We start from the raw sequence: 25,583 nt of genomic DNA on the forward strand, positions 1-25,583 counted from the left end.
CGGGGTCTGTCCGCCGTCAGCGGGAGGACGCCGCCGCTTCAGCGCGACGCCGCCGCCGCGAGGCCGTGCAGGATCAGAGTCGTGAAGCGGGACGCCCACTCCGGGTCCACCGGTTCGGCGCTGACGAGCGTGCGGTGCACCACGGCTCCGGCGATGACATCGAAGATCAGGTCGACCAGCCGCGCGTCCTCCTCCGGGTCCGCCGCGTCGGGCGGCAACTCACCACGGGCCTGTGCGCGTTCGCGGCCCTGCAGCACGAGCCGCTTCTGACGTTCGACGATGGCGTTCCGGATGTGCTCCCGGAGTACGGGATCGTGCGTGGACTCGGCGACGACCGCCATCAGCGAGGCGTTGGTGCCGGGCCGCTGGAGAAGGTCGGCGAAGGCCAGCACGACGCATTCGACGTCGGCCTGCAGGCTTCCGCAGTCCGGCAGTTCGAGCTCGTCGAAGAGGGACGCGACCGCGTGGACGACGAGTTCGCCCTTGTTCGACCAGCGCCTGTACAGGGTGGTCTTGGCAACGCCCGCCCGTGCGGCGACGTGCCCCACTGTGAGCTTGCTCCAGCCCACGTCGACCAGCGCCTCACGCGTGGCGTCCATGATCGCGGCGTCGGCCTCGGTGCTGCGCGGCCTGCCGGCGCGGCGGGGCGAGGGGGCGGGAGAGGGCATGGCGCCAGACCATACCGGGCGGTCTGCCGTACCGGGCGGGCAGATCCGGCCAACGGCATCGTGTCCCCGGTACACGGGGGTTGCGCGAAGGGCCCCCTCACAAGTTACGCTACGAACCGTATCGGAAACGAGTACCTTCCGGTGCGACGACCACGAGCAACACCCGGGGCAATACCGTGATCACGACCATGATCGCGGCAGTGGCCATGACACGACCACGACAGCGACCACGACCACGGGCGAGAGCCACGGCCCGGCCACAGCCGGACGGGGACCGGCGCGGCACACACCACGGCGGAAAGGGGGGAGACTGGACTCATGCAGCCACGCAATATGTCCATGAGCGGAGTGGTCGACCTCTCCGCGGTGAAGGCGGCCGGTGAGGCCAAGCAGAAGGCGGAGGAGGCCCGGGCCCGCTCCGCCGAGGGCGGGGGCGGCGACCCCGTGAGCCTGGTGATCGATGTCGACGAGGCGGGCTTCGAGGAGCAGGTCCTCCAGCGGTCCGCGGAGGTGCCCGTCGTCATCGACTTCTGGGCCGAGTGGTGCGAGCCGTGCAAGCAGCTGTCGCCCGTACTCGAGCGCCTGACGCGGGAGTACGGCGGACGTGTGCTGCTCGCGAAGATCGACGCCGACAGCAACCAGATGCTGATGCAGCAGTTCGGCGTCCAGGGGATCCCCGCGGTGTTCGCCGTCGTGGCCGGCCAGGCGCTGCCGCTCTTCCAGGGCGCGGCTCCCGAGGCGCAGATCCGCCAGACTCTCGACCAGTTGATCCAGGTCTCCGAGGAGCGGTTCGGCATCACGGGCCTGCAGGGCGTGGAGGCCGAGGAGGGTGCCGAAGAGGCGCCGCAGGCCCCCGAGGAGCCCGAGAACCCGGCGCTCGCGGCAGCCCAGCAGGCCCTGGACACCGGCGACTTGAACGGCGCGGTGCAGGCTTACAAGAACGTCCTGTCGGACGACCCCGGCAGCACCGAGGCCCGCGTCGGACTCGCGATGGCCGAACTGCTCGGCCGTGTCCAGGGGCTGGACGCGCAGCAGGTGCGCAAGGAAGCCGCCGACGACCCGGCCGATGTCGAGGCCCAACTCCGGGCGGCGGACCTGGACATGGCGGGCGGTCATGTCGAGGACGCTTTCGGACGTCTTGTGGAGACCGTGAAAAAGTCCGCGGGGGAGAGCAGGGAGACTGCGCGCCTTCGGCTTCTCGAACTCTTCGAGGTGATTGGCGCGGAGGATCCACGGGTAGTCACCGCGCGTAGCGCCCTGGCTCGCGTGCTGTTCTGACGGGCGCGTACGGCCCCGTACGCACGGTCACGACAGATGGTTTTAGCGACATCAGCGGCTGTGTTTTGCCAAAACTTGGTAATCACAGCCGCTGTTACTCGCAGTAAATAGCCTCGCGCGCTTTCTTCTTGGATGTCCGGTTGATTCCCCGCCTGTCACCCCAGGGGTGGCGACCCTGTGTGTCTGTCCTATGCTGATCGGCCGCCGACCAGTTATCTGGCCGTTACTCCCCGGTAACGCACCCCCTTGTGCGCAGCCTTCGGATGCACCACGATCGGCCAAGCTCGGTCCATTGCCCGCAGCCCGGCAACCATTCGGCGCTCAGCAGGTATTGGATCCCCACCGAGCAGACCGGCACGCAAGCTTTCAGCCCCACCCAGCACCACCGCCGGTCTTCCGGACAGGGGGGTCTCTGCCGAACAGGCAGGGCCTGTCCGAACAAAGCAGGTTGCGCGAGAGCGTGGCCAGTGGTTGTCGCTCGGGGGTGATCGCCGACAGCTCGGACGTGACGTATCCGTACGTCTGTCGATGACGGCGCTCTCCTTCCCGAGGACGTAGCACTTCTCCCATCCCAGGTCAGGGAGCGGGCCGTTCAGGAGCGGTCCGTCCAGGCCGGAGATGTACGTCCGAGAAGGAGGAAAGTCATGGAGTCCCTGGCTCGTGGCGGGACCAGATGGAAGCGGTTCGCCGTCGTCATGGTGCCGAGTGTCGCTGCCACCGCAGCGATAGGTGTGGCACTTTCGCAGGGTGCGCTGGCGGCGTCGTTCAGCGTCTCCGGCCAGCAGTTCAAGGTCACCGCCGACCGTCTGGACGGCAAGGGCTTCGTCCAGTACGGGGCTGTCGACTCGACCAAGGCCGGCAACAAGCCCGTCGCGGTCGTCGGCTTCAACGAGGCGAAGATCAAGAATCTTTGCCAGTCCGTCGTCGTGCCGGTTCCGGCATTCGGCGACGTGACGATGAAGCTGAGCGCCGGTACCGACGCAGCGCGGCCGGTCGAGGCCAAGAAGCTCTACATCGATGCTGATGACATCGGCGCCAACGCCACGTTCAACAACATCGACATCGGCGTGTCGGCGGACAGCACCTCGAAGGGCCCCGGTCCGAACAAGGGCGACAAGTACGCGCCCGGTTCGTTCGCCCAGCAGGCAGACAGCGCGACGTTCACGGACGTCAAGCAGCGGGCCTGGGCGACCACCGCCGGAACCTTCAAGCTCAGCGGTCTGAAGATGGGCGTGAAGAAAGGCAAGAACGAGTGCTACTGATGCGCACTCACTGACCGGACGGGTGTGGCGCGGCTGCTCCTTGCCGCCCCGCACCCGTCCGGTCTGCTCCACCAACGCAAGCTTTGTGCCAGTCCCGAGGAGCTGTACGACATGAGCGCCGAGACGCGACAAAGGCTGACGACCGGATTCGGCCAGAAGCGCAGTTCGTTCCGGGACTGGCGCGGACAGCGCCCGTTCACGGGCGGCCTGCTGACGCTGCTCGCCGGTATTCCCATCATGTACGTCCCGTACCACAACCTCACGTTGGGTTCCCTGACGATCCGGATGTCGACGACAGCGGGTGCAGGCTCGCTGATCATCGGTGTCCTGCTGGTCGTACTCGGGCTCACGATGTGGTTCCAGCCCCAGTCACGGGTCTTCGCCGGCATCGCGGCGATTCTGCTGGTCCTGGTCGCCCTGGTCGTCTCGAACTTCGGCGGTTACATGATCGGCTTCCTCCTGGGGCTGATCGGTGGCGCACTCGGCGTCGCTTGGGCACCGGGGAAGCCGCTGGCGAAGAGCAAGGCCGATGCCGACGAGCCCGAGGATGCCGGCAACGCGTCCGCCGGCAGGGCGACTTCGAGTCCCACGTACTCCTCGTCGCCCGCCGAGGCGGACAGGGACTCGGGCGGCGGCCGTCTGACGGGTACGGCCCAGGACGACCTTTCAGTCTTTGGAACGGCTTCTTCGACCGGAGCCGATGCGAACCACGGGAACGGGAGGCACCGTGCCGGGTGACGAGGTTCATGAGGAGGCGGTGCCGTCGGCGCAAGAAGCGTCCGACGCCGGCCGTGGAAGAATCGGTCCGCGCCACGCGGCACCGAGGAAGCCACTGCTGAACCGCCTGCATGTCCCCGCGGGCAAGGCGATAGCCCTCGCGGCCATGCCCTCTGCGGTCCTGATGGGGATGGGGTTCACGCCTCAGCTGGCCAACGCCAAGCCGTTGCCCAAGAACCCCTTCAAGGGCGGCGCCTGCGTGTCTCAGCCCGACAAGGACGAGAACGCGGAAGAGAAGGCCAAGGAGAAGGCCGCCAAGGAGCGCGCGGAGAAGGAGAAGGAGGAGCAGCAGGACGACGAGGCCAAGCCCGGTTCTGGTTCCTCCAAGCCTGAGCCGAGCCCGTCCGACCCCTCCGGCGGCAGCGGCGGCGGTTCCGAGGACCCGGAGCCGAGCCCCTCCCCGTCCGAGCCCGGCGAGGACGAGGAAGAGGACGAGGACGACGGCGGCCTGCTGGGCGGTGTCGGCGACGCGATCGGCGACATCCTCAGCCCCAAGGAGAAGAAGGAGAAGGAAGCCGAGGAGAAGAAGGAAGAGGAGAAGGCCTCTTCCGGATCTTCGGACTCCGGATCCAGCGGCTCCTCGGAGTCCTCCGCGAAGGCGGACAAGCCTGCCGGCGACGCCCTCGGCAAGGTCGGCGACGGCCTCAAGGACACCACCGACAAGCTCGGCGAGAAGGCAGAGCGGGTCGGCAAGGGTGCAGACGACCTGGTGCCCGAGGAGGAAGGCGACAAGGCCACCGCCCGCAAGGACGGCAAGGACTTCCCCTGCGTCGAGCACAAGAAGTCCGCGGGCAAGGACGAGCAGACTCCGAACATGCTCCCCAACGATCCGTGGACGCTGAAGGCCAGCTCCCTCGGTCTGCACGGCCTGGACTACAAGGGTGTCGTCAACATCCGTACCCAGGACGGGAAGACCAAGCAGGCCCTGAAGTTCACGGCCAGCAGCGTCGACATCGGCGACCTGCACCAGATCGTGGACGGACCGAACGGCACCAAGTACCACGTACGGGCCGCCAAGGGCTCCACGTCCACGGTCAAGGGCGGCCAGGTCACCATGTACACGGAGGAGCTCAAGGGCAACCTCTTCGGGCTGATTCCGATCGTCTTCGACCCCGAGCACCCGCCGCCGCTGAACATCCCCGAGGCCTACTTCACCAACGTGGAGGTCACCCAGGCCGGTCAGTTCGGGGGCAATCTCACGGTGCCGGGGCTGCGCAACACCATCGAGTGAGGCCACCGCCTGATTCTTTCCGGGAGCCGTAACATCCGGGAGCCGCACACACAGCATGGCCCGCGACCTCAAGGAGGCCGCGGGCCTTGCTCGTTGCCGGCGCCGGCCGCCGGCGCCGCGGGGTCAGCCCTGGGTGCCGCCCAGGTGGTGCACCCGCACCATGTTCGTGGTGCCGGGGACGCCGGGCGGTGAGCCCGCCGTGATGAGCATGGTGTCGCCCGCGTCGTAGCGCTGGAGCTTCAGCAGCTCCGCGTCGACGAGTTCGACCATCTCGTCGGTGTGCTGCACGTGCGGCACGACGTACGTCTCCACACCCCAGCTCAGCGTGAGCTGGTTGCGCGTCTCGGGCTCGGTCGTGAAGGCGAGGATCGGCTGGCAGGCGCGGTAGCGGGAGAGCCGTCGCGCCGTGTCGCCGGACTTGGTGAAGGCCACGAGCGCCTTGCCGTCCAGGAAGTCCGCCATCTCCGCCGCAGCCCGCGCGACCGAACCGCCTTGCGTACGGGGCTTCTTGCCCGGCACCAGCGGCTGCAGCCCGCGGCTGAGCAGCTCCTCCTCGGCCGCCTCCACGATCTTCGACATCGTCTTGACCGTCTCGACCGGGTACTGCCCGACGGACGACTCCGCCGAGAGCATCACCGCGTCCGCGCCGTCCAGGATCGCGTTGGCGACGTCGGAGGCCTCGGCGCGCGTGGGGCGGGAGTTGGTGATCATCGACTCCATCATCTGCGTCGCGACGATCACCGGCTTGGCGTTCCGGCGGCACATCTCGATCAGGCGCTTCTGCACCATCGGCACCCGCTCCAGCGGATACTCGACGGCCAGGTCGCCGCGGGCCACCATCACGCCGTCGAAGGCCATGACGACGTCCTCCATGTTCGCCACGGCCTGCGGCTTCTCGACCTTGGCGATGAGCGGGACGCGCCGGCCGACCTCGTCCATGATCCGGTGCACGTCGCGCACGTCGGACGCGTCCCGTACGAAGGACAGCGCCACCATGTCGCAGCCCATGCGCAGGGCGAAGCGCAGATCCTCGACGTCCTTTTCCGAAAGCGCCGGCACGTTGACCGCCGCGCCCGGGAGATTGATGCCCTTGTGATCGGAGATGACGCCGCCCTCGATCACGATGGTGCGGACCCGGGGGCCGTCGACCTCGGTGACCTGGAGGGCGACGTTGCCGTCGTTGATGAGGACGGAGTCGCCCTTGGTGACGTCGCCCGGCAGGCCCTTGTAGGTGGTGCCGCAGACCGTCTTGTCGCCCGCGACGTCCTCGGTGGTGATGGTGAACTCTTCGCCCCGCACCAGCTCCACGGGCCCCTCGGCGAAGGTCTCCAGGCGGATCTTGGGGCCCTGGAGGTCGGCCAGTACGCCGACGGCACGGCCCGTGTCCTCGGCCGCCTTGCGGACGCGCTCGTACCGCTCCTGGTGCTCGGGCTGGCTGCCGTGGCTCATGTTGAAACGGGCCACGTTCATACCGGCCTCGATCAGCGTCTTCAGCTGCTCGTAGGAGTCGACGGCTGGGCCCAGGGTGCAGACGATTTTGGAACGGCGCATGAGGACGATCCTAACGGTTTGTTCAAAGGCGGAACGTATCGGGGGTGAAGTGGATCACGGGGTCAGCGGTGAGCCGCGGAGCCCGCCTCGCTGACCAGCTCATAGGTCTGCCGTGCGATCTCCAGTTCCTCATCGGTCGGTACGACGGCCACCGCTACAGGGGCACCGTCGGGGGAGACGATCCTGGCCCCGGCGGGCGCCGGCCCCTCCGGCTCCGCCTCGTTTCTCGCGTCGTCGACGGACAGGCCCAGCCCTTCCAGGCCCTGAAGCGCGGCCCGCCGCACCGGGGCGGAATTCTCGCCCACTCCGGCGGTGAAGGCCACGGCGTCCACGCGGCCCAGCACCGCGCAGTAGGCGCCGATGTACTTCTTGAGGCGGTGGACGTAGATGTCGAAGGCGAGCCTCGCCTCCTCCTCGCCTTCGTCGACGCGACGGCGGATCTCCCGCATGTCGTTGTCGCCGCACAGGCCCACCAGCCCGCTCCGCTTGTTCAGCAGCTGGTCGACCCCGTCCACCGACATGCCCGCCACCCGCACGAGATGGAGGACGACGGCGGGGTCCACGTCGCCGGAACGGGTACCCATCACCAGGCCCTCAAGCGGCGTCAGGCCCATCGAGGTGTCCACGCAGCGGCCCGCACGCACGGCGGAGGCGGAGGCCCCGTTGCCGAGGTGCAGCACGATGACGTTGACCTCGGACGGGTCCTTGCCGAGCATTTCGGCGGTCCTGCGGGAGACGTAGGCGTGCGAGGTGCCGTGGAAGCCGTAGCGGCGTACGAGGTGCTCGTCGGCCGTCGCGGTGTCGATCGCGTAGCGGGCCGCGTGCTCCGGCATCGTCGTGTGGAAGGTGGTGTCGAAGACCGCGACCTGCGGGAGGCCGGGGTTGAGCGACCGGGCGGTGGTGATGCCCGTCAGGTTGGCCGGGTTGTGCAGCGGTGCCAGGGGGATGAGCCGCTCGATCTCCGCGAGCACGGCGTCGTCGACGAGAGTCGGGCGCGTGAAGGTCTGCCCGCCGTGCACCACGCGGTGCCCGATCGCGGCCAGCCGGGGGTCCTCCAGACCGCAGCCGTCCGCCTCCAGCTCCCGCGCGACCGCCCTGAGTGCGGCGTCGTGGTCAGCGAACTCCTCGACCCGCTCCCGGCGTTCACCTCCTGAAGCCAGTGCTGGGGTCTCGCCGCCCGAGGCATTCGGGGTCTCCCCGCCGGAGGCAGGGGAAGAATGCACGAGGCGGGACTGCCTCTCCCCGATGCGTTCCACGATCCCGGCTGCCTGCCGCGAACCGTCCGCCATCTCCAGCAGCTGGTACCTGACCGAGGAGGAACCGGAGTTGAGTACGAGGACGCGGGTCGCGGTCACGGGCGGCTCGGCTTTCTGAACGGGTGTCGGCTCGCGCACGACGATAGCGCCGCGGTGCGCGGGATCGTGCGTGGCGGTGGTGCACGCTGCGGCCCGGCCGGTGCGGGTCCGTTCCGGCCTCCTCCCGTCGCCGGCCGGCCCGCCGGCGACGGAAGCCGCGTACGCCGCGGGTACCGCCGTCACCGGACGTGGACCCGCGGCCCGGGAGCCGGGCCGGACGGCGGCCCAACGGGCCCTGTGCCGGGGCCGATCGGCTCCCGCTGCCCACGGCGGTCCGTGGCCCCGGCCACCGCGCGGACGGGCGGCCGGTCGGCGCGGCCGGGCGTGACGGCCGGGCGTGACGGCCGCCGGGACGCGGCAGGCTCACCCCGGCGCGGTGCCGCCCGTGCCGTCCCCCTGGGCCTGGATCGCGGTGATCGCGACGGTGTTGATGATGTCGGAGACCAGCGCACCCCGTGACAGGTCGTTCACGGGCTTGCGCAGGCCCTGGAGCACCGGCCCGACGGCGACCGCCCCCGCCGAACGCTGCACCGCCTTGTAGGTGTTGTTGCCGGTGTTGAGGTCCGGGAAGATCAGCACGGTCGCCCGGCCCGCGACCTGCGACCCGGGCAGCTTCGTCGCCGCGACCGAGGGCTCCACCGCGGCGTCGTACTGGATGGGCCCCTCGACGAGCAGGTCGGGCCTGCGCTGCCGTACGAGCTCCGTCGCCTCGCGCACCTTGTCGACGTCCGCGCCCGACCCGGAGGTCCCCGTCGAGTACGACAGCATCGCGATGCGCGGCTCGACGCCGAAGCGTGCGGCCGTCGCCGCCGACTGGACGGCGATGTCGGCGAGTTGCTCCGCGTCCGGGTCGGGATTGACCGCGCAGTCGCCGTAGACGAGGACGCGGTCGGCCAGGCACATGAAGAACACCGACGAGACGATCGAGGCGTCCGGGCTCGTCCTGATCACCTCGAAGGCGGGACGGACGGTCGCCGCCGTGGAGTGCGCGGCGCCCGAGACCATGCCGTCCGCGAGACCCTCGCGCACCATCAGCGTCCCGAAGTAGGAGACGTCGGCGACCACGTCGTAGGCGAGTTCGACCGTGACGCCCTTGTGGGAGCGCAGCTTCGCGTACGTCTCCGCGAAGCGCTCGCGCAGCGGCGAGGTCTGCGTGTCCACGATCCGTGCGGACGCCTGCGCGGTGGAGGGCAGTTCGTCCTCGGCGAGGAGCGCGAGGTCGATGCCGAGCTCCGCCGCCCGCCTGCGTACGGCAGTGTGCTCGCCCAGCAGCGTGAGGTCGCAGATGTTGCGGCGCAGCAGCACTTCCGCGGCACGCAGCACCCGCTCCTCGCTGCCCTCCGGGAGCACGATGTGCCGGCGGTCGGCGCGGGAACGCTCGACGAGCTGGTGCTCGAACATCATCGGCGTGACGCGTTCACCCCGTACGACCGCGAGCCGGTCGGCCAACTGCCCCGTGTCGACGTGGTGTTCGAAGAGGCCGAGGGCCACTTCGGCCTTGCGCGGCGTGGCCGCCGTCAGCCTGCCCTCCAGCGCGAGCAGCTCCGCCGCCGTGGGGAACGAGCCGCCGGACACCCCCAGGACCGGCGTGCCCGGGGCGAGCCGTGTGGCGAGCGCCATCGTCTCGGGACCGGGCCGCTCGCCGAGGGTGAGGACGACTCCGGCGATCGCGGGGGAGCCGGCGGCGTGCGAGGCGAGGGCGCCCACGACCAGGTCGGCGCGGTCCCCCGGAGTGATCACCATGCAGCCCTCGGTAAGGGCGGGCAGGAAGACGGGCAGATGCGCTCCGCCGAATACGAAGTCCCGCACGTCGCGGGCGAGGGCCGCCGGCTCGCCCAGCAGCATCTCGGCACCGAGCTTGTCCCGTACCTGCGCGACGGTCGGCGCGGAGAGCGCGGGCTCCTCCGGCAGTACGTAGACCGGCTCGGGGAGCCCGGTGCCGGCGAGCAGGCGCGCCGCCCCGTCACGCTCGGCGCCGCGCACGCGGTTCGCGACCATCGCGACGACGTCGCATCCGAGCGAGGTGAAGGCGTGGTGCGCGTTGCGCACCTCCGAGGCGACGGACTCGGCGTTCTGCTCCCTGCCGGAGACGACGGGCAGCACCGATGCGCCGAACTCGTTGGCCAGACGGGCGTTGAGCGCCAGCTCGGCGGGGAGCTGGGTCCCCGCGTAGTCGGTGCCCAGGACGAGCACGGCGTCGTAGCCGGCCGCGGCGGCGTGGAAGCGTTCCACGAGGGCCGAGACCAGCTCGTCCTCGCCACGGTCCGCCTGGAGCGCCGCCGCCTCCTCGTAGGACATGCCTATGGCGCTCTCCGTCGGCTGTGTGAGGCGGTAGCGGCTGCGCAGCAGCTCGTGGAGGCGGTCCGGGCCGTCGTGGACCAGCGGACGGAACACCCCGACGCGGTCCACCCGCCGGGTCAGGAGCTCCATGACTCCCAGCTCGACGACCTGGCGGCCGTCGCCGCGGCCGATTCCCGTCACGTACACACTGCGGGGCACGGGTGTTCTTCCTCTCGTCGCCTGTGGGACGGTCCGGTCGCACGGCCGTGGAACAGTTGGCCATACGGGGGGGGGTCGCCTGCCCGCGCCTTGGCGCAGCCGACTACGTGGCCGCAAGCGCAGAAGCCCCACGTCTTTGACCGTACCCGGGGGCGATGTGAGCGGGCCCGTCGAGCGGGCAGGAGAGCGGGGAGCGGTCCGGTGGGCGGACGGGCGGTGCGAGGTGCGTTCAACACATGAAACACTCGGCACGGCTCGATTCGTCTGCGGACGGTTCACCGCCAGGACCAGCAGAGCAGCAAGGAGCGCCCGCCCGGTGCGGGCCGAGACGACCAGGAGAGCGAACCCCCATGCGCATCGGAGTCCTCACGGCAGGCGGCGACTGCCCCGGTCTGAACGCCGTGATCCGTTCCGTGGTCCACCGCGCCGTTCACGACCGGAACGACGAAGTGATCGGTTTCGAGGACGGGTTCACGGGGCTCCTCGACGGACGTCACCGCCCGCTCGACACCAACGACGTCGCCGGCATCCTGGCCCGCGGCGGCACCATCCTGGGGTCCGCCCGGCTGGAGCGCGACCGGCTGCGTGAGGCATGCGACAACTCCGAGGAGCTCGTCGACCGCCTCGGCCTCGACGCCCTGATCCCCATCGGCGGCGAGGGCACCCTGACCGCCGCCCGGATGCTCGCGGACGCGGGGCTCCCGGTCGTCGGCGTCCCCAAGACCATCGACAACGACATCTCCGCCACCGACCGCACCTTCGGGTTCGACACGGCTGTGGGTGTCGCCACCGAGGCCATGGACCGCCTCAAGACCACCGCGGAGTCGCACCAGCGCGTCATGGTCGTGGAGGTCATGGGGCGGCACGCCGGCTGGATCGCCCTGGAGGCGGGCATGGCCGCGGGCGCGCACGGCATCTGCATCCCGGAGCGGCCCTTCGAGGTCGATGACCTGGTGAAGATGGTCGAGGAGCGCTTCTCCCGCGAGAAGAAGTTCGCGCTGATCTGCGTCGCCGAGGGCGCGCACCCGGCCGCGGGCTCGATGCCGTACGAGAAGGGCGTCATCGACCAGTACGGACACGAGCGCTTCGTCGGCATCGGCAACCGCCTCGCGAGCGAGCTGGAGTACCGGCTGGGCAAGGAGGCCAAGCCGGTCATCCTCGGCCACGTACAGCGCGGCGGTACGCCCACCGCGTACGACCGCGTGCTCGCCACCCGCTTCGGCTGGCACGCGGTGGAGGCGGCGCACCGGGGCGACTTCGGGCAGATGACGGCGCTGCGCGGCACCGAGATCGTCATGACGCCGCTGGCGAACGCGGTGAGCGAGCTGAAGCGTGTGCCGCAGGACCGCATGGACGAGGCGGAATCGGTCTACTGACCGCGGCCTCCAGGGAGCTGGGGGAAGGCCGGGGTCATGGGCGGGGTCGGACGGGCCTCGCTCGATCGTCCGCCTCCGTGACTCCCCGGATGGCTGGAATCGATCCGTAATACACAGGTTCTAGCGAATCCTCCGCCAGGTGAGGTGCACTGCGCCTCATGGCGAACAACGGCGGATTCGTACGCGTGCTTGGACGGGCCGATGTGCTCGCCCTGGCCTTCGGCGCGATGATCGGTTTCGGCTGGATCGTCCTGACCTCCGACTTCATAACGGAGGCCGGCCCGGGTGGCGCGGCCCTCGCGTTCCTTGCCGGCGGCTTCGTGATCGTGCTCGTCGGGCTGTGCTACGCGGAGCTGGTCTCCGCGATGCCGCACGCGGGCGGTGAACACCACTACGGCCTGCGGGCGCTCGGCGGACGCGGGGCGTTCGTCGTCTCCTGGACGATGCTGCTCGGCTACGTCTCGGTCGCCGCCTTCGAGGCGGTCGCGCTGCCGGAGACGGTGCTCTACCTCTTCCCGGACATGCTCTCGGTCCACCTGTGGACGGTCGCCGGGTACGACGTGTACCTGAGCTGGGTCGCTGTGGGAGCGGGTTCCGCCGTGGTGATCACCGCGCTGAACTATTACGGCATACGTCCCGCCAGCGTCTTCCAGACCGTCGCCGTCCTCTTCCTGCTGGGCGCGGGCGCGCTGCTGCTGCTGGGCTCCTTCACGGGCGGCTCGGCGGACAACATGGAGCCCCTCTTCACCGGCGGGCTCTCCGGGATCTTCGTGGTGCTGGTCGCCGTGCCGTTCCTGTTCGTCGGCTTCGACGTGATCCCGCAGTCCGCCTCCGAGATCAATCTGCCGTACAAGCAGGTCGGCAAGCTGCTCGTGATCTCCGTCGCCTGCGCGTCGGCCTGGTACGCCATGATCATGCTGACCGTCGGCTCCGGACTCGGCGCGGCCGAGCTCGCCGAGTCCGACCTGGCCTCGGCCGACGGCATGGCCGCGCTGTGGAACAGCCCCACGATGGGCAACGTCCTGATCCTGGGCGGCATCGCGGGCATCCTCACCAGCTGGAACGCGTTCCTCATCGGTGCCAGCCGGCTCGTGTACGCCATGGCGGAGTCCCGGATGCTGCCGGCCTGGCTCGGCAGGCTGCACCCCAAGTACCGCACGCCCGGCAACGCGATCCTCACGATCGGCGCGCTCACCGTGCTGGCGCCGCTGTTCGGGGAGCCGATGCTGACCTGGCTGGTCAATGCGGGCGGCATCAACATCGTGATCGCGTACGTCGCGGTCGTCATCTCCTTCCTCGTCCTCCGCCGCCGGGAGCCGGGCATGGAGCGCCCGTTCACCACGCCTGCCGGTCCCCTGGTCGGCTGGTCCGCGCTGGTGCTCAGCCTGGGTCTCGCGGTGCTCTACCTGCCGGGGATGCCCGCCGCGCTCGACTTCCCCTCCGAGTGGGCCATCGTCGGCGGATGGTGGCTGGTCGGAGCCGTGCTCGTCTGGCGGCTGCCGAAGATCACGCCGGGTGCCGACGCCGAGGAGCGGCTCATCGCCGAGGTCACCGCGCGCGGCGGAGCCGGTGGCCGCGGCGTCCGGAACGAGGGACGGGACGAGGAGGGACGGGACGACGACCGGGACCAGGACGCTTCCACCGGCGCGTGACCGGCATGACGGTACGTCCGGCGGCGCGCTGGACGCCACCGAGCGGACATCCGGCTCGGTCGCCGGCCGTCCTGCGGGCCTGCGGCACCCGGGCCGAGGACCGGCGGGCCGGGCGTTCCGCTCCGGAAGCCGGCACGGGCCCGCTCGTCACACCTCCCTGACGAGGCGCGCGGCCTCGGCCAGCGGCAGCCGCGGATACCGCTTCCTCAGGCTCCGTACGGCCGCCACCACCCCGTCCTCGTCCCGCAGCCGGCGAACGGCATCGACGTCGACCGACCGGCGGAAGCCCTCGAAGGTCCCGAACTCCGAGGCGAACCAGTCGTTCCGTCTCCTGCGGTCGGCGTACACCTCGGCCGCTCCGGGAGCGGTGAGCGCGAGGACCAGGCAGGCGATCCCGGGTGCGGGCGTTCCGGTGGAGAGAAAGACGACGGTGAGCGCGAACCCTGCGATCCCCGCAAGCCACAGGAGCACTCGCGGCGCATACATGGTGGGTACCTTTCGACAGCGCTGAGGCTGAGGCGGTCGCCTGCTCCTCCGGCGGGCGGCCGCGTCAGCCTCAGCATGGACGGATGCTCAGCCCTTGACCGCTCCGCCCAGCGTGAAGCCGCCCCCCAGCCGCTTCGCGATGAGGATGTAGAGCAGCAGGACCGGGGTGGAGTAGAGGATCGAGAACGCCGCGAGTTCGCCGAAGGCGATGGAGCCGAGGTTGCCGAAGAAGGTGAAGATGCTGACGGACGCCGGGAGTTGCTCGGGGCTGATGATCAGCATGAAGGGGACGAAGAAGTTCCCCCACATCTGGATGAAGCTGTAGACCGTCACTACGGCGAATCCCGGGCCCATCAGCGGAAGGATCACCTTGGTGAGCGCTTGGAGCCAGCTCGCGCCGTCCGTCCACGCCGCCTCTTCGAGCGCGATCGGCACACCGTCCATGAAGTTCTTCATCAGCCAGACCGCGAAGGGCAGTTGGGACGTGGCGAGGAAGAAGGACGTGCCGTGCATCGTGTCGATCAGGTTGACCTGCACGAAGAGCCCGTAGACCGGCACCATCACGGCCGTGATCGGCAGGCATGTGCTGAAGAGGATGGTCAGCAGGTACGGCCGGGAGAAGCGGGCCTTGTAGCGGGAGAGCGGATACGCCGCCAGCGACGCGGCCGTGACCGTCATCAAGGTGGCGCTGCCGCACAGCAGCAGGCTGTTGATCATCGGTGTGAAGGTGATCTCGTCCGTCAGTACGTTCGAGAAGTTCTCCGTCGTGAGCCCCGATGGCGGCGCGACCTTCATCGACGGCTCGGTGTCGACCGAGGCGAAGATCAGCCACACCAGCGGGAGCACGAACGCCCCCAGCACGACGAGAAGTCCGAGGTCGGCCGCGAGCCGCTGCCGGGTGGCGCGGCTGAGGGACGATCCGGGGCGTACGGGTCGCCGGCGGGGCACGGCCACGCCGGAAGCCTTCGTGGTGTCCGGGGTCCGGGAGACGGCTGCCATCGGGATCAGACCTCCTCGCGCATCAGGCGCAGGTAGACGACCGAGAACAGCGCACCGACCACCAGAAGAAGCAGCGCCACCGCCGTGCCATAGCCGATGAGGGACTTGTTGAACGCCTGGTCGTACATGAAGATCGGCAGGGTCTCGCTGCGTCCGCCCGGGCCGCCCCTCGTCATCGCCCAGATCAGCCCGAAGACCGACAGCGTCTGGAGGGTGTTGAGCATCAGGTTGGTGCCGATGGAGCGGCGGATCATGGGCAGCGTGATGTGCCACAGCCGCTGCCACGAGCCGGCGCCGTCGACCTCCGCGGACTCGGTGACCTCCTTGGGGATCTCCGAGAGCGCCGCCGAGTAGACCAGCATCGAGAAGGCCGTGCCGCGCCACACGTTGGCGAAGGAGACGGCGATGATCGGCAGCGTGAACAGCCAGTTCTGGGACGGCAGATGGAGCCAGGCCAGGATCTCGTTGAGCGTTCCCTCCTTGCTGAAGAAGGTGTAGAGCAGGAAGCCCGCCACGATCTCCGGCAGCACCCAGGCGCTGATCACGACGGCACCGGTGATGGACCGGATGGCCTTGGTCGAACGCGCCATCAGGGAGGCCAGCACCAGACCGAGGGTGTTCTGGCCGAGGATGGAGGAGATGAGCGTGAAGACCAGCGTGAGCAGTACGGAGTTGCGGAAGTTCTCGTCGCCGAAGGCCTTCGTGAAGTTCTCGAAGCCGACGAACGACGCCTCGGCCTGGCCCGTCAGCTGCATGTCCGTGAAGGCGATGTAGGCGCAGTAGGCGATGGGCCCGGCGAGGAAGAGCAGCAGCAGGACGGTCGCGGGGGCGATGGGCAGCCAGCGCCACGGGTTCTGCCGCCGTACGCGGCGCTGGTCCCGGGGCAGTCCTCCGCGCCCCGGGACCTCCTTGCCGACGGCGGTGAGGTCGGTGGCGCTCACTTCTTGACGACCGCTCCGTCCGTGATCGACTCCAGCTGGGCGTCATAGGACTTGGCGGCCTCGCCGACCGTCGAGTCGCCCGTGGTCACCCCTTCCATGGCCTCCTGGATGGCGGTGGAGACCTGGGGGTAGACGGGCAGCGTGGGACGGTACTCGGTGTGCTCGACCCGCTTGGTGAAGAACTTGATGCCCGGCATGGAGTTCAGGTACTTCGGGTCGGCCGCGACGTCCTTGCGTACGGCGATCTGCGCACCCCGCACGCACCACTCGACCGCGTTCTTCTGGCTCTGCATGTGCTCGATCATCTTCCAGGCCAGTTCCGGGTTCTTGGACTTCTGGGGGATCGACCAGGTCCAGCCGCCGGACATGCTCACCTCGCCGGGTGCCTCGCCGTTCTGGGTCGGCATCGGGGCCATGCCCATCGTCTCGTCCCACTCGGGCCAGGGGCTGCCGCCCGTCTTGATCCACTGCTGTCCGAGCCAGGAACCGTCGAGCGCGATGGCGAGCTTCTCCTTGGGCAGCAGGTCGGTGACCACCTTGGTCTGCATGGTGGGGCTCAGCGCCTGGTCGACCTCGGGACCGAGGCCCTCGCCGTAGACGGTCTTGACCAGGTTCAGGCTGTCCTTGAACCCCTTGCTGCCCTTGACCCACTTCTTCGACTTCTCGTCGTACAGCGGGTCCTGGCCGGTGCCGTAGAGCAGCATCTCGAAGCCCTGCATGGCGGCGGCCTCGCCGACTCCCTTGCCCGTGAAGACGTTCAGCGGGATCTTGTCCGGAGCCTTCTTCTTGACCGTACGGGCGGCCTCGAGCACGTCGTCCCAGGTCTTGGGCTTCCAGTCCTCGGGAAGCCCGGCCTTCTTGAAGATCTTCTTGTTGAACCACAGCGCCCGGGTGTCCGTGCCGTCGGGAACGCCGTAGATCTTGCCGTCCTGGGCCTTGGCGGCGGTCTTGGCCGTGGCGTCGAACTGCTTCCAGTCGTCCCACTTGCCGATGTAGTCGTCCAGCGGGCGCAGATAGCCGCTCTTGATGTCGGAGTTGATGAGGAAGGTGTCCTCGTAGACCAGGTCGGGTGCGGTCTTCGGGGAGCGCATCATCTGCTGGAGCTTGGTGACGTAGTCCTGCGCGGAGGCCTGAATCGGGATGATCTTGACCTTCTTGCCCTTGTTCTTCTTCTCGAACTCCTTGGCCATGTCTTTGACGTAGTTGTCTCTGACCGTGACCTTGTTGTCCGTGTCCTTCGGGAAGGCGATCTTGATCGTGTCGGGGTCGCTGCCCGTGCCCCCGCCGCAGGCGGTGAGCGTGCCTGCGGCGAGGACGGCGGCGATACTGAGAACAAGCGGGCTGGCGGGACGCACATGCATGACGGGCATTCGGCCTGACCTCCTCGGGCCACGGCCGGGCGCCACCAAGGGCCGCAGGCCGCGTGGGACGGCTTTGTCCGTACAATCTCCCGGTCCGCCGTGTCCAGGTCAATGGCCGTGCAGAGGCGCAGTTCAACACCGTGACAACGTTGTTATCAACGTCGCCGGAAGGTTGTTCACGGCGCGCCCGGCAGCCGGCTCATGACCGTTCTCAACCCGTGTACCCAGCAAGGATCTTGGAGAATTCCCAGGGCTGCTGGTCCACGCCGCTGCACGAGTCGGCGCCTCCGCCGTCGCAGGGCCGGTCGCGGTTGACGGACCAGAAGCTCGCCCGTGCCAGGCCGCGTTCCTTGGCGTAGTCGACCATCTCCTGGAAGTCGGACGGCGATACGGACTCGCCCTCCACGTCCGTCTTGCCGTTCATCGAGGAGAAGCCGACCTTGCCGTAGGCCTCGTCGGTGGAGATCCCGTACGCCTCGCCCACGGTCTTGGCCAGGCCGTCCACGGCGGACTTGGTGGCCGCGGCCAGGTCGGTGGTGCCGTCGCCGAAGTCGAACGGCATGACCGTCCAGCCGTCCACGTCGAGACCGGCGTCGGCGCCCTTCTGGATGAGGTCCTTGCCGTTGGCGTTGGGGCCCTGCGGCGTGGTGCCGAAGGTGAGATAGACCTTGATGCCGGAGTTCTTCTCCTTGACGATCTTCAGGGCGTCGATGACGCGCTGCCGGACCTCCGGGTTCTCGACCTCCGTCGATTCGATGTCGACGTCGATCGACTTCAGTCCGTACGCGTCGATGACCTTCTGGTACGCACCGGCCAGGTCCTGCGCGTTCGAGCACACCTCGCCCAGCTTGCTGCCGCTCCAGCCGCCGATCGACGGGGTGATGTCGCCGCCGGCGTCCTGGACCGCCTTGATGGTCTGCGCGTCCTGGCCGCCCTCCAGCGGCCTGCTGCCGTCCCACGCGGGCGAACAGCCGCCGTCGGAGAGGATGAAGGCCATGGTGAGCTGGGTCAGGCCGGTCTCCTTCATGAGGTCGGCCGCGTTCGGCGGGTTGCCCCAACCGAGGTAGAGGTACGGGCCGTTGAGGCCGCTCGGTGCCGCGGCGGCCGGTGCGGCGGCCTTCTTGCCGTCGCTCGCGTCCGGTGTGGCGTAGGCGTTGACCGCGAGGGCGGCGGAGCCGGTGAGGGCCGCGGCGAGCGCGAGCGCGATCCGGCCGCGTGCGGAGAGGTGGGGGCGCACGTCGAACTCCCGTCATTGGTGGGGGTCTTGGGAAGCGGGCATCGTCCGGGACGGCTCGGTGCCGTCGCGGATGCGTGGTGCGGAGCCGCACGCTAGCGCGCCAGCATTGGTCCAGACAATAGGAGATCCCAGAAAGGTAAGGAAAGCTTCCAGTCGATCTCGCGCCGTGTGGCCGGGAGTTGGACGGGCCGCCCCGTGAGGCCACCGCAAGTGGTGCCGCACGGGCGGAGGTCGCGGGGCTATCCAGGCAACGTGGGCGGCTGCCCGGGGAGTCGGCAGGTGACGCAACGGGTGCCGGAGCGGGCCCCGCAACGGGTTACGGGTCGGGCCCCGCAGCGGGTGCCCGAGAAGGAGCCGCCCGTGTCAGTCGCGCCACCGGTAGCACAGCTCCGGGCGCCCGACGTGCCCGTACTGCGGGGCGCACGAAGCGCTCCCGCCCTCGACGAGGTGCTCCAGATAGCGCCTGGCCGTGATCCTGTTGACGCCGAGAGCCTCCGCCGCGGCGGCAGCCGAGAGCCCGGCCTCGCCGGCTCCGCGCAGCTCCCGCGTCACCGCGTCGAGCGTCGCCGCGCTCAGCCCCTTGGGCAGAGCGGTCCCCCCGGGCGCCGCGCGCAGCCCCGACAGCGCCCTGTCCACCTCGGCCTGGCTGGCCGCCGCGCCGTCCGCCGTCGCCGTCTCGCTGCGGAACTCCGCGTAGCGCATCAGCCGTTCGCGCAGCGTCGGGAAGGTGAAGGGCTTCAGCACATGCTGTACGACGCCGAGCGAGACGCCCTCCCGTACGACGGCCAGATCGCGCGCCGAAGTCACCGCGAAGACGTCGGTCGTACGTCCGGCGGCGCGCAGCGACCGCAGCAGCGCGAGCCCGTGACCGTCCGGCAGATACAGGTCCAGCAGGATCAGGTCGACGTGCGAGCGCTCCAGGGCGCGCAGCGCCTCGGCCCGCGAGTGCACGACGCCCGCGACGGCGAAGCCCGGGACGCGGGAGACGTAGAGGGCGTGCGCGTCGGCGGTCACCGGTTCGTCCTCGACGATCAGGACCTGGACCGGCGGCGGCACCGCCGGGGTCTCCGGCCCGCTCACGGCTCCACCTTCTGCAGCGGAAGCCGCACGGCGAACTCGGCGCCGCCTTCCGCGGATTCGCCCACCTCCAGCGTGCCGCCGTGACGGCGCACGGCCTGCCGCACCAGCGCCAGTCCGATGCCGCGGCCGCCGCCTCTGCCCGGTCCGCCGACGGGGGAGACCTTGGTGGACCAGCCCCGTTCGAAGACCGACTCGGCGTCCTCGGGCGCTATGCCCGGCCCGCTGTCGGCGACCTTCAGCAGCAGTGCCGCACCTCCGTCCGTGCCGCGCTCGCCGCGCACGCTCACCCCGACGCGGGAACCGGTCTGCTCCGCGCCCGAGCCGGCCGCGGCGTCGACCGCGTTGTCGATCAGATTGCCCAGCACGGTGATCACATCGCGGTGCGGCAGACAGGACGGCAGCAGACCGTCGTCGATGTGGCTGTCGGGGCTCAGCGACAGTTCGACGCCGCGCTCGTTGGCCTGGGCGGCCTTGCCCAGCAGCAGCGCCGCCAGCACCGGTTCCGCGACGGCCGCGACCACCTCGTCCGTGAGGGCCTGCGCCAGCTCCAGCTCCTCGGTGGCGAACTCCACGGCCTCGTCCGTACGTCCCAGCTCGATCAGCGAGATCACGGTGTGCAGCCGGTTCGCGGACTCGTGCGCCTGCGACCGCAGCGCCTCCGTGAAGCCGCGCACCGAGTCCAGCTCGCCGGTCAGCGACTGGAGTTCGGTGTGGTCCCGCAGGGTCACCACGGTGCCGCGCTGCTCACCGCCGTCCACCGGCGAGGTGTTGACGACGATGACGCGCTCGTCGGTGAGGTGCAGCTCGTCCACGCGCGGCTCGGAGGCCATGAGCGCGCCGGTCAGCGCGCGCGGCAGGCCCAGGTCCGCGACGCTGCGGCCGACCACCTCGGTGGTGCCCGGCAGCCCCAGCAGCTCACGGGCACCGTCGTTGACGAGGGCGACCTGGCGCTGCCCGTCCAGCATCAGCAGCCCTTCACGCACCGCGTGCAGCGTCGCCTTGTGGTAGTCGTGCATGCGGCTGAGCTCCGCCGCGTTCATGCCGTGGGTGTGGCGCCGCAGCCGCGCGTTGATCACGTACGTGCCGATCCCGCCGAGCGCCAGCGCACCGCCGGCGACCGCGAGCAGCAGCATCACCTCGCGGCGCAGCTCCTCGGTGATGGTGTCCACGGCGATGCCGGCGCTGACCAGGCCCACCACGCGGCCTTCGTCCCAGATCGGCGTCACCACCCGCACCGACGGGCCGAGCGTCCCGGTGTACGTCTCATGGAAGCTGTGGCCCTCGGCCGCCCGGCCGATGTGTCCCACGAAGCGCCCGCCGATCCGGTCGGGATCCGGGTGGGTCCAGCGGACGCCCTCGGTGTTCATGATGGTGATGAAGGTGACTCCGGTGTCCTGGCGGACCTGCTCCGCGTACGGCTGCAGCTGCTCGCTCGGACGAGGGGTGCGGATCGCCTCCCGAACGGACGGGGAGCGGGCGATCGCGCCGGCCGTCGCGGACGAGCGGTGGCGGGCCGACTCCTCCGCCTGGATACGGTCCGTGACGAAGCCGAACACCGCGCACCCTGCCACGACGACCGCCACCAGCACGACCTGCATCGCGAAGAGCTGGCCGGCCAGGCTGCGGATGGGCCGCGGTGTACCGGGGGTGCGCATGTGCCCAGTCTGCCGCGTGCAATTTCCGTGCACGTAATGCACGCAACCGTGACGGGCGTCACCCCGGCATGCATAGTCGCCGGGACTCGGACCACGGCCGGCCCCCGGCCACGGAACCGAGCGAGACACCCCCCAGAGCCGCAAACACCCGGAACGAGGAGCCCCGACGTGTCCCAGCAGACACCGCCGCCGTCAGCGGCGGCGCCCAAGCGGACGAGGCAGGACCGCACCCACTACCTCTACCTGGCCGTGATCGCCGCCGTCGTGCTCGGAGTGGCCTTCGGCTTCATCGCGCCCGACACCGCCAAGGAGCTGAAGCCGCTGGGTGAGGGCTTCGTCGCCCTCATCACCATGATGATCTCGCCGGTCATCTTCGTCACGATCGTGCTGGGCGTCGGCTCGGTGCGGAAGGCGGCCAAGGTCGGCGCCGTGGGCGGTCTGGCGCTCGGCTACTTCCTGGCGATGTCCGTGGTCGCCCTGGCCATCGGCCTGGTCGTCGGGAACGTCCTCGACCCGGGCAGCGGCCTGCAGCTGACCGACGAGGCGCGCAGCGCGGGCGCCGCCGAGGCCAAGGGCGCGAGCGAGAGCACCGTGGACTTCCTGCTCGGCATCATCCCCACGTCGATGTTCTCCGCGTTCACCGAGGGCGAGGTGCTGCAGACGCTGCTCATCGCGCTGTTCGTCGGCTTCGCGCTGCAGGCGATGGGCCCCTCCGGGGAGCCGATCCTGCGGGGCATCGGACATCTGCAGCGGCTGGTCTTCCGGGTGCTCGCGATGGTGATGTGGGCGGCACCCGTCGGTGCCTTCGGTGCCATCGCCGCCGTCGTCGGAGAGACCGGACTCGACGCTCTGAAGTCCCTCGCGATCATCATGATCGGCTTCTACGTCACCTGTGTCGTCTTCATCTTCGGCGTGCTCGGACTGCTGCTGAAGCTTGTCACCGGGATCAACATCCTCTCGCTGTTCAGGTACCTGGCCCGCGAGTTCCTGCTGATCCTCTCCACTTCGTCCTCGGAGTCCGCCCTGCCGCGGCTCATCGCGAAGATGGAACACCTCGGCGTCAGCAGGCCGGTCGTCGGCATCACCGTGCCGACCGGCTACTCCTTCAACCTCGACGGCACGATGATCTACCTGACCATGGCTTCGATCTTCGTCGCCGAGGCCATGGGGGACCCGCTCACGATCGGCCAGCAGATCTCCCTGCTGATCTTCATGTTCGTCGCCTCGAAGGGCGCGGCCGGCGTCACCGGCGCCGGGCTCGCCACCCTCGCCGGCGGCCTCCAGTCCCACCGTCCCGAACTGGTCGACGGCGTCGGGCTGATCGTCGGCATCGACCGCTTCATGAGCGAGGCCCGCGCCCTGACGAACTTCGCGGGCAACTCCGTGGCCACGGTGCTGGTCGGCACCTGGACCAAGGAGATCGACAGGGAACGGGTCAGGCGCGTCCTCTCGGGCGATGTGCCGTTCGACGAGTCGACGCTCCTGGACGCCGGTGATCACGACGACGCCGCGGACACCGCCGACGGCGGCGCCGACGGCCAGGTGCCCGCCTCGCGCTCCGACGACCGCCAGGAGGCAGCGGTCTCCACCTCGAAGAGCGGCGGCTGAACGAGGTCCGGGCGGCCGCCGTTGCGGCCGCCGAGCCGCGGCCGTCCGCCCGGCTCACCGGGCACAACGGGCCCGCCCGGCGTCCCCTGCCGGGCGGGCCCTCGTGCGCGGGGCGGCGGCAGCCACCCTTCGCCGTCTGTCAGGCGGGCCGGAACCAGAGCGTGGCCAGCGCCGGCAGCGTCGGTGTCACGGACGCGGGATACCCGTGCGCGGGGTGCGCCTCGGACTTCAGCGTCCCGTCGCCGCCCGTACCGCTGCCGCCGTAGCGCACGTCGTCCGTGTCGAGCACCTTGCGCCAGTCCCCGTCGCCCGCGCCGCCCGTCGGCACGCCGAGCCGGTACGAACTCACCTGCCTGGACGAGAAGTTGCTCACCGCAAGCAGCGGATCCCCGGCGGCGTCGAATCGCAGGAAGGCGAAGACGCTCTCCCCGGCGGCTCCCGCCGCTCCGCTGCTGCCGTCCTCCACCCAGGAGAAGCCCGCCGGGTCGGTGTCCAGCTGCCACAGTGCCGGTGTGCTCGTGTAACGCGAGTTGAGGTCACGCACGAGGTCCTGCACGCCGCGGTGCCCGCCGCCGTCAGCGCCGTCAGCGCCCGCGGAGCCGAGCAGCCGCCAGTCGGGGCCGCGTTCGTCCGACCACTCGCTGTCCTGGGCGAACTCCTGGCCCATGAAGAGAAGTTGCTTGCCGGGGTGGGCCCACATGAAGCCGAGGAACGCCCGGTGGTTCGCCCGCTGCTGCCACGCCTCGCCCGGCATCTTCCCGACGAGCGGGCGCTTGCCGTGCACGACCTCGTCGTGCGAGACGGGCAGGATGAAGTTCTCGGCGTAGGCGTAGGTCATCGCACGCGCCAACTGCCCGCCCTCATAGGCGCGTTCCGCGGGCTCCCGCTGCACGTATCCCAGCGAGTCGTGCATCCAGCCCATGTTCCACTTGAAGTCGAAGCCGAGGCCGCCGAAGCCGCCCTCACCGGCATGGTCCGTGGCCCGGGTGACCCCGTCCCAGGTCGTCGACTCCTCCGCCGCCGTGATGACGCCCGGGCACCGGCGGTGGAGCGTGGCGTTCATCTCCTGCAGCAGCGCCACGGCGTCCGGATTCTCGCGCCCGCCACGGGAGTTGGGCGTCCACTCGCCCGGCCCGCGCGAGTAGTCGAGGTAGAGCATGGATGCGACGGCGTCCACGCGGAGGCCGTCGATGTGGAACTCCTCGCACCAGTGCACGGCGCTGGACACGAGGAAGTTGCGCACCTCGCGACGCCCGAAGTCGAACTCCAGCGTCCCCCAGTCGGGGTGCTCGGCGCGCGAAGGGTCCGGGTGCTCGTACAGCGAGGAGCCGTCGAAGCGCGCCAGCGCCCACTCGTCCCTCGGGAAGTGCGCGGGCACCCAGTCCATGAGCACGCCGATGCCCGCCCGGTGCAGCGAGTCGACCAGGAACTTGAAGTCGTCAGGGCCGCCGAGCCGCGCGGTCGGCGCGTAGAAACCGGTGACCTGGTAGCCCCAAGAGCCGCCGAACGGATGCTCGGCGCACGGCATCAGCTCGACATGTGTGAAGCCCATGTCCCTGACGTACGCGGTGAGTTGGACGGCGAGTTCGCGGTACGTCAGACCGGGGCGCCACGAGGGCAGATGGATCTCGTAGACGGACAGCGGCGCCGCGTGCGGACTGCCCGCGGCGCGCCGGTCGAGCCAGTCGCCGTCGCCCCATCTGTACGTGGAGGTGTGGACGACCGAGGCGTTGGCGGGCGGCACCTCCGCCGCGCGGGCCATGGGGTCGGCGTGCAGCACACGGGAGCCGTCGTCCCGTACGACTTCGAACTTGTACAGCGCGCCGTCCCCGACCTCCGGCAGGAACAGCTCCCACACCCCCGACGTGCCGAGCCGGCGCATCGGGAAGGCCGTGCCGTCCCAGTTGTTGAAGTCCCCGGCGACACGCACGCCTTGAGCGTTGGGGGCCCACACGGTGAACCGCGTCCCGGCCACGCCCCCGTGCGTCATCGTGCGGGCCCCCAGCGCCCGCCACAGCACCTCGTGTCTGCCTTCGCCGAACAGCCGCAGGTCCAACTCGCCGACGGCGGGCGGGAATCCGTACGGGTCGACGAAGCCGTCGCCGTCCTCGCCGGGCCCGCTCCCGTACCCGACCAGCAACCGGTACCCGGGGATCTCCCCGTCCCCGGCGAGCGGGCCACCGGGCGGCGTCACCTCGCCGGCGAAGAAACCGTCGCCTTCGTCCAGCAGCCCGGCCCGCCACTCTTCCTCGCCGTCCTGGACGACGACGGTCACGGAGCGCGCGTACGGGCGCAGCGCACGGAAGCGCACGGCGCCGCCGGGCGTGATGCGGGCCCCGAGGTGTGCGTGCGGGTCGTGGTGGGCGCCCGCGAGCAGCCGCTTGCGGTCCTCCGGGGGAAGGGCCGCCGCGGCCCCGGCACGCGGAATCCCGGGCCCCGGCTCGGTGCCCGGTCCGGTGCCCTGCTCTGTGCCCGGTACGAGGTCCGGCTCCGGGCGTCGAACCGGGCGCCCGTCCGTGTGCCCGCCCGTGCGTGGCTCCGGGTCCTTACCGGTGCGGGGCGCGACC

General features: G+C 70.0%; 19 protein-coding genes. 7 read left to right on the forward strand and 12 right to left on the reverse strand.

The features are described 5' to 3' along the window. Positions 1-38 precede the first annotated feature (38 nt). A complete protein-coding gene (locus AN215_RS25235) occupies positions 39-668 on the reverse strand; it encodes a TetR/AcrR family transcriptional regulator (protein ID WP_070010855.1) in 630 nt (209 codons plus the stop codon). Positions 669-986: 318 nt separating this feature from the next. Between AN215_RS25235 and AN215_RS25240 the strand changes: the two genes are divergently transcribed. From AN215_RS25240 to AN215_RS25255, 4 genes are all read left to right on the forward strand, one after another. Next, positions 987-1,946 carry a tetratricopeptide repeat protein gene (locus AN215_RS25240; protein ID WP_070010854.1) on the forward strand — a complete coding sequence of 320 codons (960 nt, stop codon included), beginning with the start codon at positions 987-989 and terminating at the stop codon, positions 1,944-1,946. Between the two features lie 644 nt (positions 1,947-2,590). After that, positions 2,591-3,208 (forward strand): DUF6230 family protein, encoded by a 618-nt coding sequence (locus tag AN215_RS25245; protein WP_070010853.1) that lies wholly within the window; start codon positions 2,591-2,593, stop codon positions 3,206-3,208. Between the two features lie 111 nt (positions 3,209-3,319). Beyond that, positions 3,320-3,946: a DUF6114 domain-containing protein gene (locus AN215_RS25250; protein WP_070010852.1), complete on the forward strand. Its 627-nt coding sequence runs from the start codon at positions 3,320-3,322 to the stop codon at positions 3,944-3,946. 145 nt (positions 3,947-4,091) lie between these two features. Continuing rightward, the gene (locus AN215_RS25255) at positions 4,092-5,216 is read left to right on the forward strand and encodes a hypothetical protein (protein ID WP_245694708.1); all 1,125 of its coding nucleotides are present in this window, start codon (positions 4,092-4,094) and stop codon (positions 5,214-5,216) included. A 123-nt stretch (positions 5,217-5,339) separates the two neighbouring features. On the opposite strand, the gene pyk is transcribed toward AN215_RS25255, so the two are convergent. The 3 genes from pyk to pta form a co-directional block, all read right to left on the reverse strand. Further along, on the reverse strand, positions 5,340-6,767 hold the full coding sequence (pyk, locus tag AN215_RS25260; RefSeq protein WP_070010850.1) for a pyruvate kinase: 1,428 nt from the start codon (positions 6,765-6,767) through the stop codon (positions 5,340-5,342). A 62-nt stretch (positions 6,768-6,829) separates the two neighbouring features. Beyond that, a complete protein-coding gene (locus tag AN215_RS25265; RefSeq protein ID WP_070011351.1) occupies positions 6,830-8,122 on the reverse strand; it encodes an acetate kinase in 1,293 nt (430 codons plus the stop codon). Positions 8,123-8,485: 363 nt separating this feature from the next. Further along, on the reverse strand, positions 8,486-10,621 hold the full coding sequence (gene pta, locus AN215_RS25270; protein ID WP_070010849.1) for a phosphate acetyltransferase: 2,136 nt from the start codon (positions 10,619-10,621) through the stop codon (positions 8,486-8,488). Between the two features lie 350 nt (positions 10,622-10,971). Here pta and AN215_RS25275 point away from each other — a divergent pair, with 350 nt between their 5' ends. Both AN215_RS25275 and AN215_RS25280 read left to right on the forward strand, forming a co-directional pair. Next, entirely contained in the window at positions 10,972-11,997 is a 1,026-nt protein-coding gene (locus AN215_RS25275) for a 6-phosphofructokinase (protein ID WP_070010848.1), read from the forward strand. Between the two features lie 158 nt (positions 11,998-12,155). Next, positions 12,156-13,649 (forward strand): APC family permease, encoded by a 1,494-nt coding sequence (locus AN215_RS25280; RefSeq protein ID WP_079123401.1) that lies wholly within the window; start codon positions 12,156-12,158, stop codon positions 13,647-13,649. Positions 13,650-13,796: 147 nt separating this feature from the next. On the opposite strand, the gene AN215_RS25285 is transcribed toward AN215_RS25280, so the two are convergent. From AN215_RS25285 to AN215_RS25315, 7 genes are all read right to left on the reverse strand, one after another. Further along, entirely contained in the window at positions 13,797-14,135 is a 339-nt protein-coding gene (locus AN215_RS25285; protein ID WP_070010847.1) for a hypothetical protein, read from the reverse strand. 87 nt (positions 14,136-14,222) lie between these two features. Beyond that, positions 14,223-15,134 (reverse strand): carbohydrate ABC transporter permease, encoded by a 912-nt coding sequence (locus AN215_RS25290; RefSeq protein ID WP_107374462.1) that lies wholly within the window; start codon positions 15,132-15,134, stop codon positions 14,223-14,225. 5 nt (positions 15,135-15,139) lie between these two features. Beyond that, entirely contained in the window at positions 15,140-16,075 is a 936-nt protein-coding gene (locus tag AN215_RS25295) for a carbohydrate ABC transporter permease (protein ID WP_079123402.1), read from the reverse strand. Next, positions 16,072-17,436 (reverse strand): extracellular solute-binding protein, encoded by a 1,365-nt coding sequence (locus tag AN215_RS25300; RefSeq protein ID WP_245694769.1) that lies wholly within the window; start codon positions 17,434-17,436, stop codon positions 16,072-16,074. The genes AN215_RS25295 and AN215_RS25300 overlap by 4 nt, the downstream gene beginning before the upstream one ends. A 211-nt stretch (positions 17,437-17,647) precedes the next feature. Continuing rightward, positions 17,648-18,673 (reverse strand): chitinase, encoded by a 1,026-nt coding sequence (locus AN215_RS25305; RefSeq protein ID WP_070010846.1) that lies wholly within the window; start codon positions 18,671-18,673, stop codon positions 17,648-17,650. A 363-nt stretch (positions 18,674-19,036) separates the two neighbouring features. Next, the gene (locus AN215_RS25310) at positions 19,037-19,753 is read right to left on the reverse strand and encodes a response regulator (protein ID WP_245694709.1); all 717 of its coding nucleotides are present in this window, start codon (positions 19,751-19,753) and stop codon (positions 19,037-19,039) included. Then, positions 19,750-21,408 (reverse strand): sensor histidine kinase, encoded by a 1,659-nt coding sequence (locus AN215_RS25315; RefSeq protein WP_070010845.1) that lies wholly within the window; start codon positions 21,406-21,408, stop codon positions 19,750-19,752. Before AN215_RS25315 ends, AN215_RS25310 begins: the two co-directional genes overlap by 4 nt. 168 nt (positions 21,409-21,576) lie before the next feature. On the opposite strand from AN215_RS25315, the gene AN215_RS25320 reads away from it, so the two are divergent. Then, on the forward strand, positions 21,577-23,016 hold the full coding sequence (locus AN215_RS25320) for a cation:dicarboxylate symporter family transporter (protein ID WP_070010844.1): 1,440 nt from the start codon (positions 21,577-21,579) through the stop codon (positions 23,014-23,016). Between the two features lie 139 nt (positions 23,017-23,155). Here the strand turns inward: AN215_RS25320 and glgB are convergent, their stop codons facing one another. Next, positions 23,156-25,444 (reverse strand): 1,4-alpha-glucan branching protein GlgB, encoded by a 2,289-nt coding sequence (gene glgB / locus AN215_RS25325; RefSeq protein WP_070031280.1) that lies wholly within the window; start codon positions 25,442-25,444, stop codon positions 23,156-23,158. Between the last annotated feature and the right edge of the window lie 139 nt (positions 25,445-25,583).

Source organism: Streptomyces abyssalis (genome assembly GCF_001751365.1).
Classification (GTDB): Bacteria; Actinomycetota; Actinomycetes; order Streptomycetales; family Streptomycetaceae; genus Streptomyces; species Streptomyces abyssalis.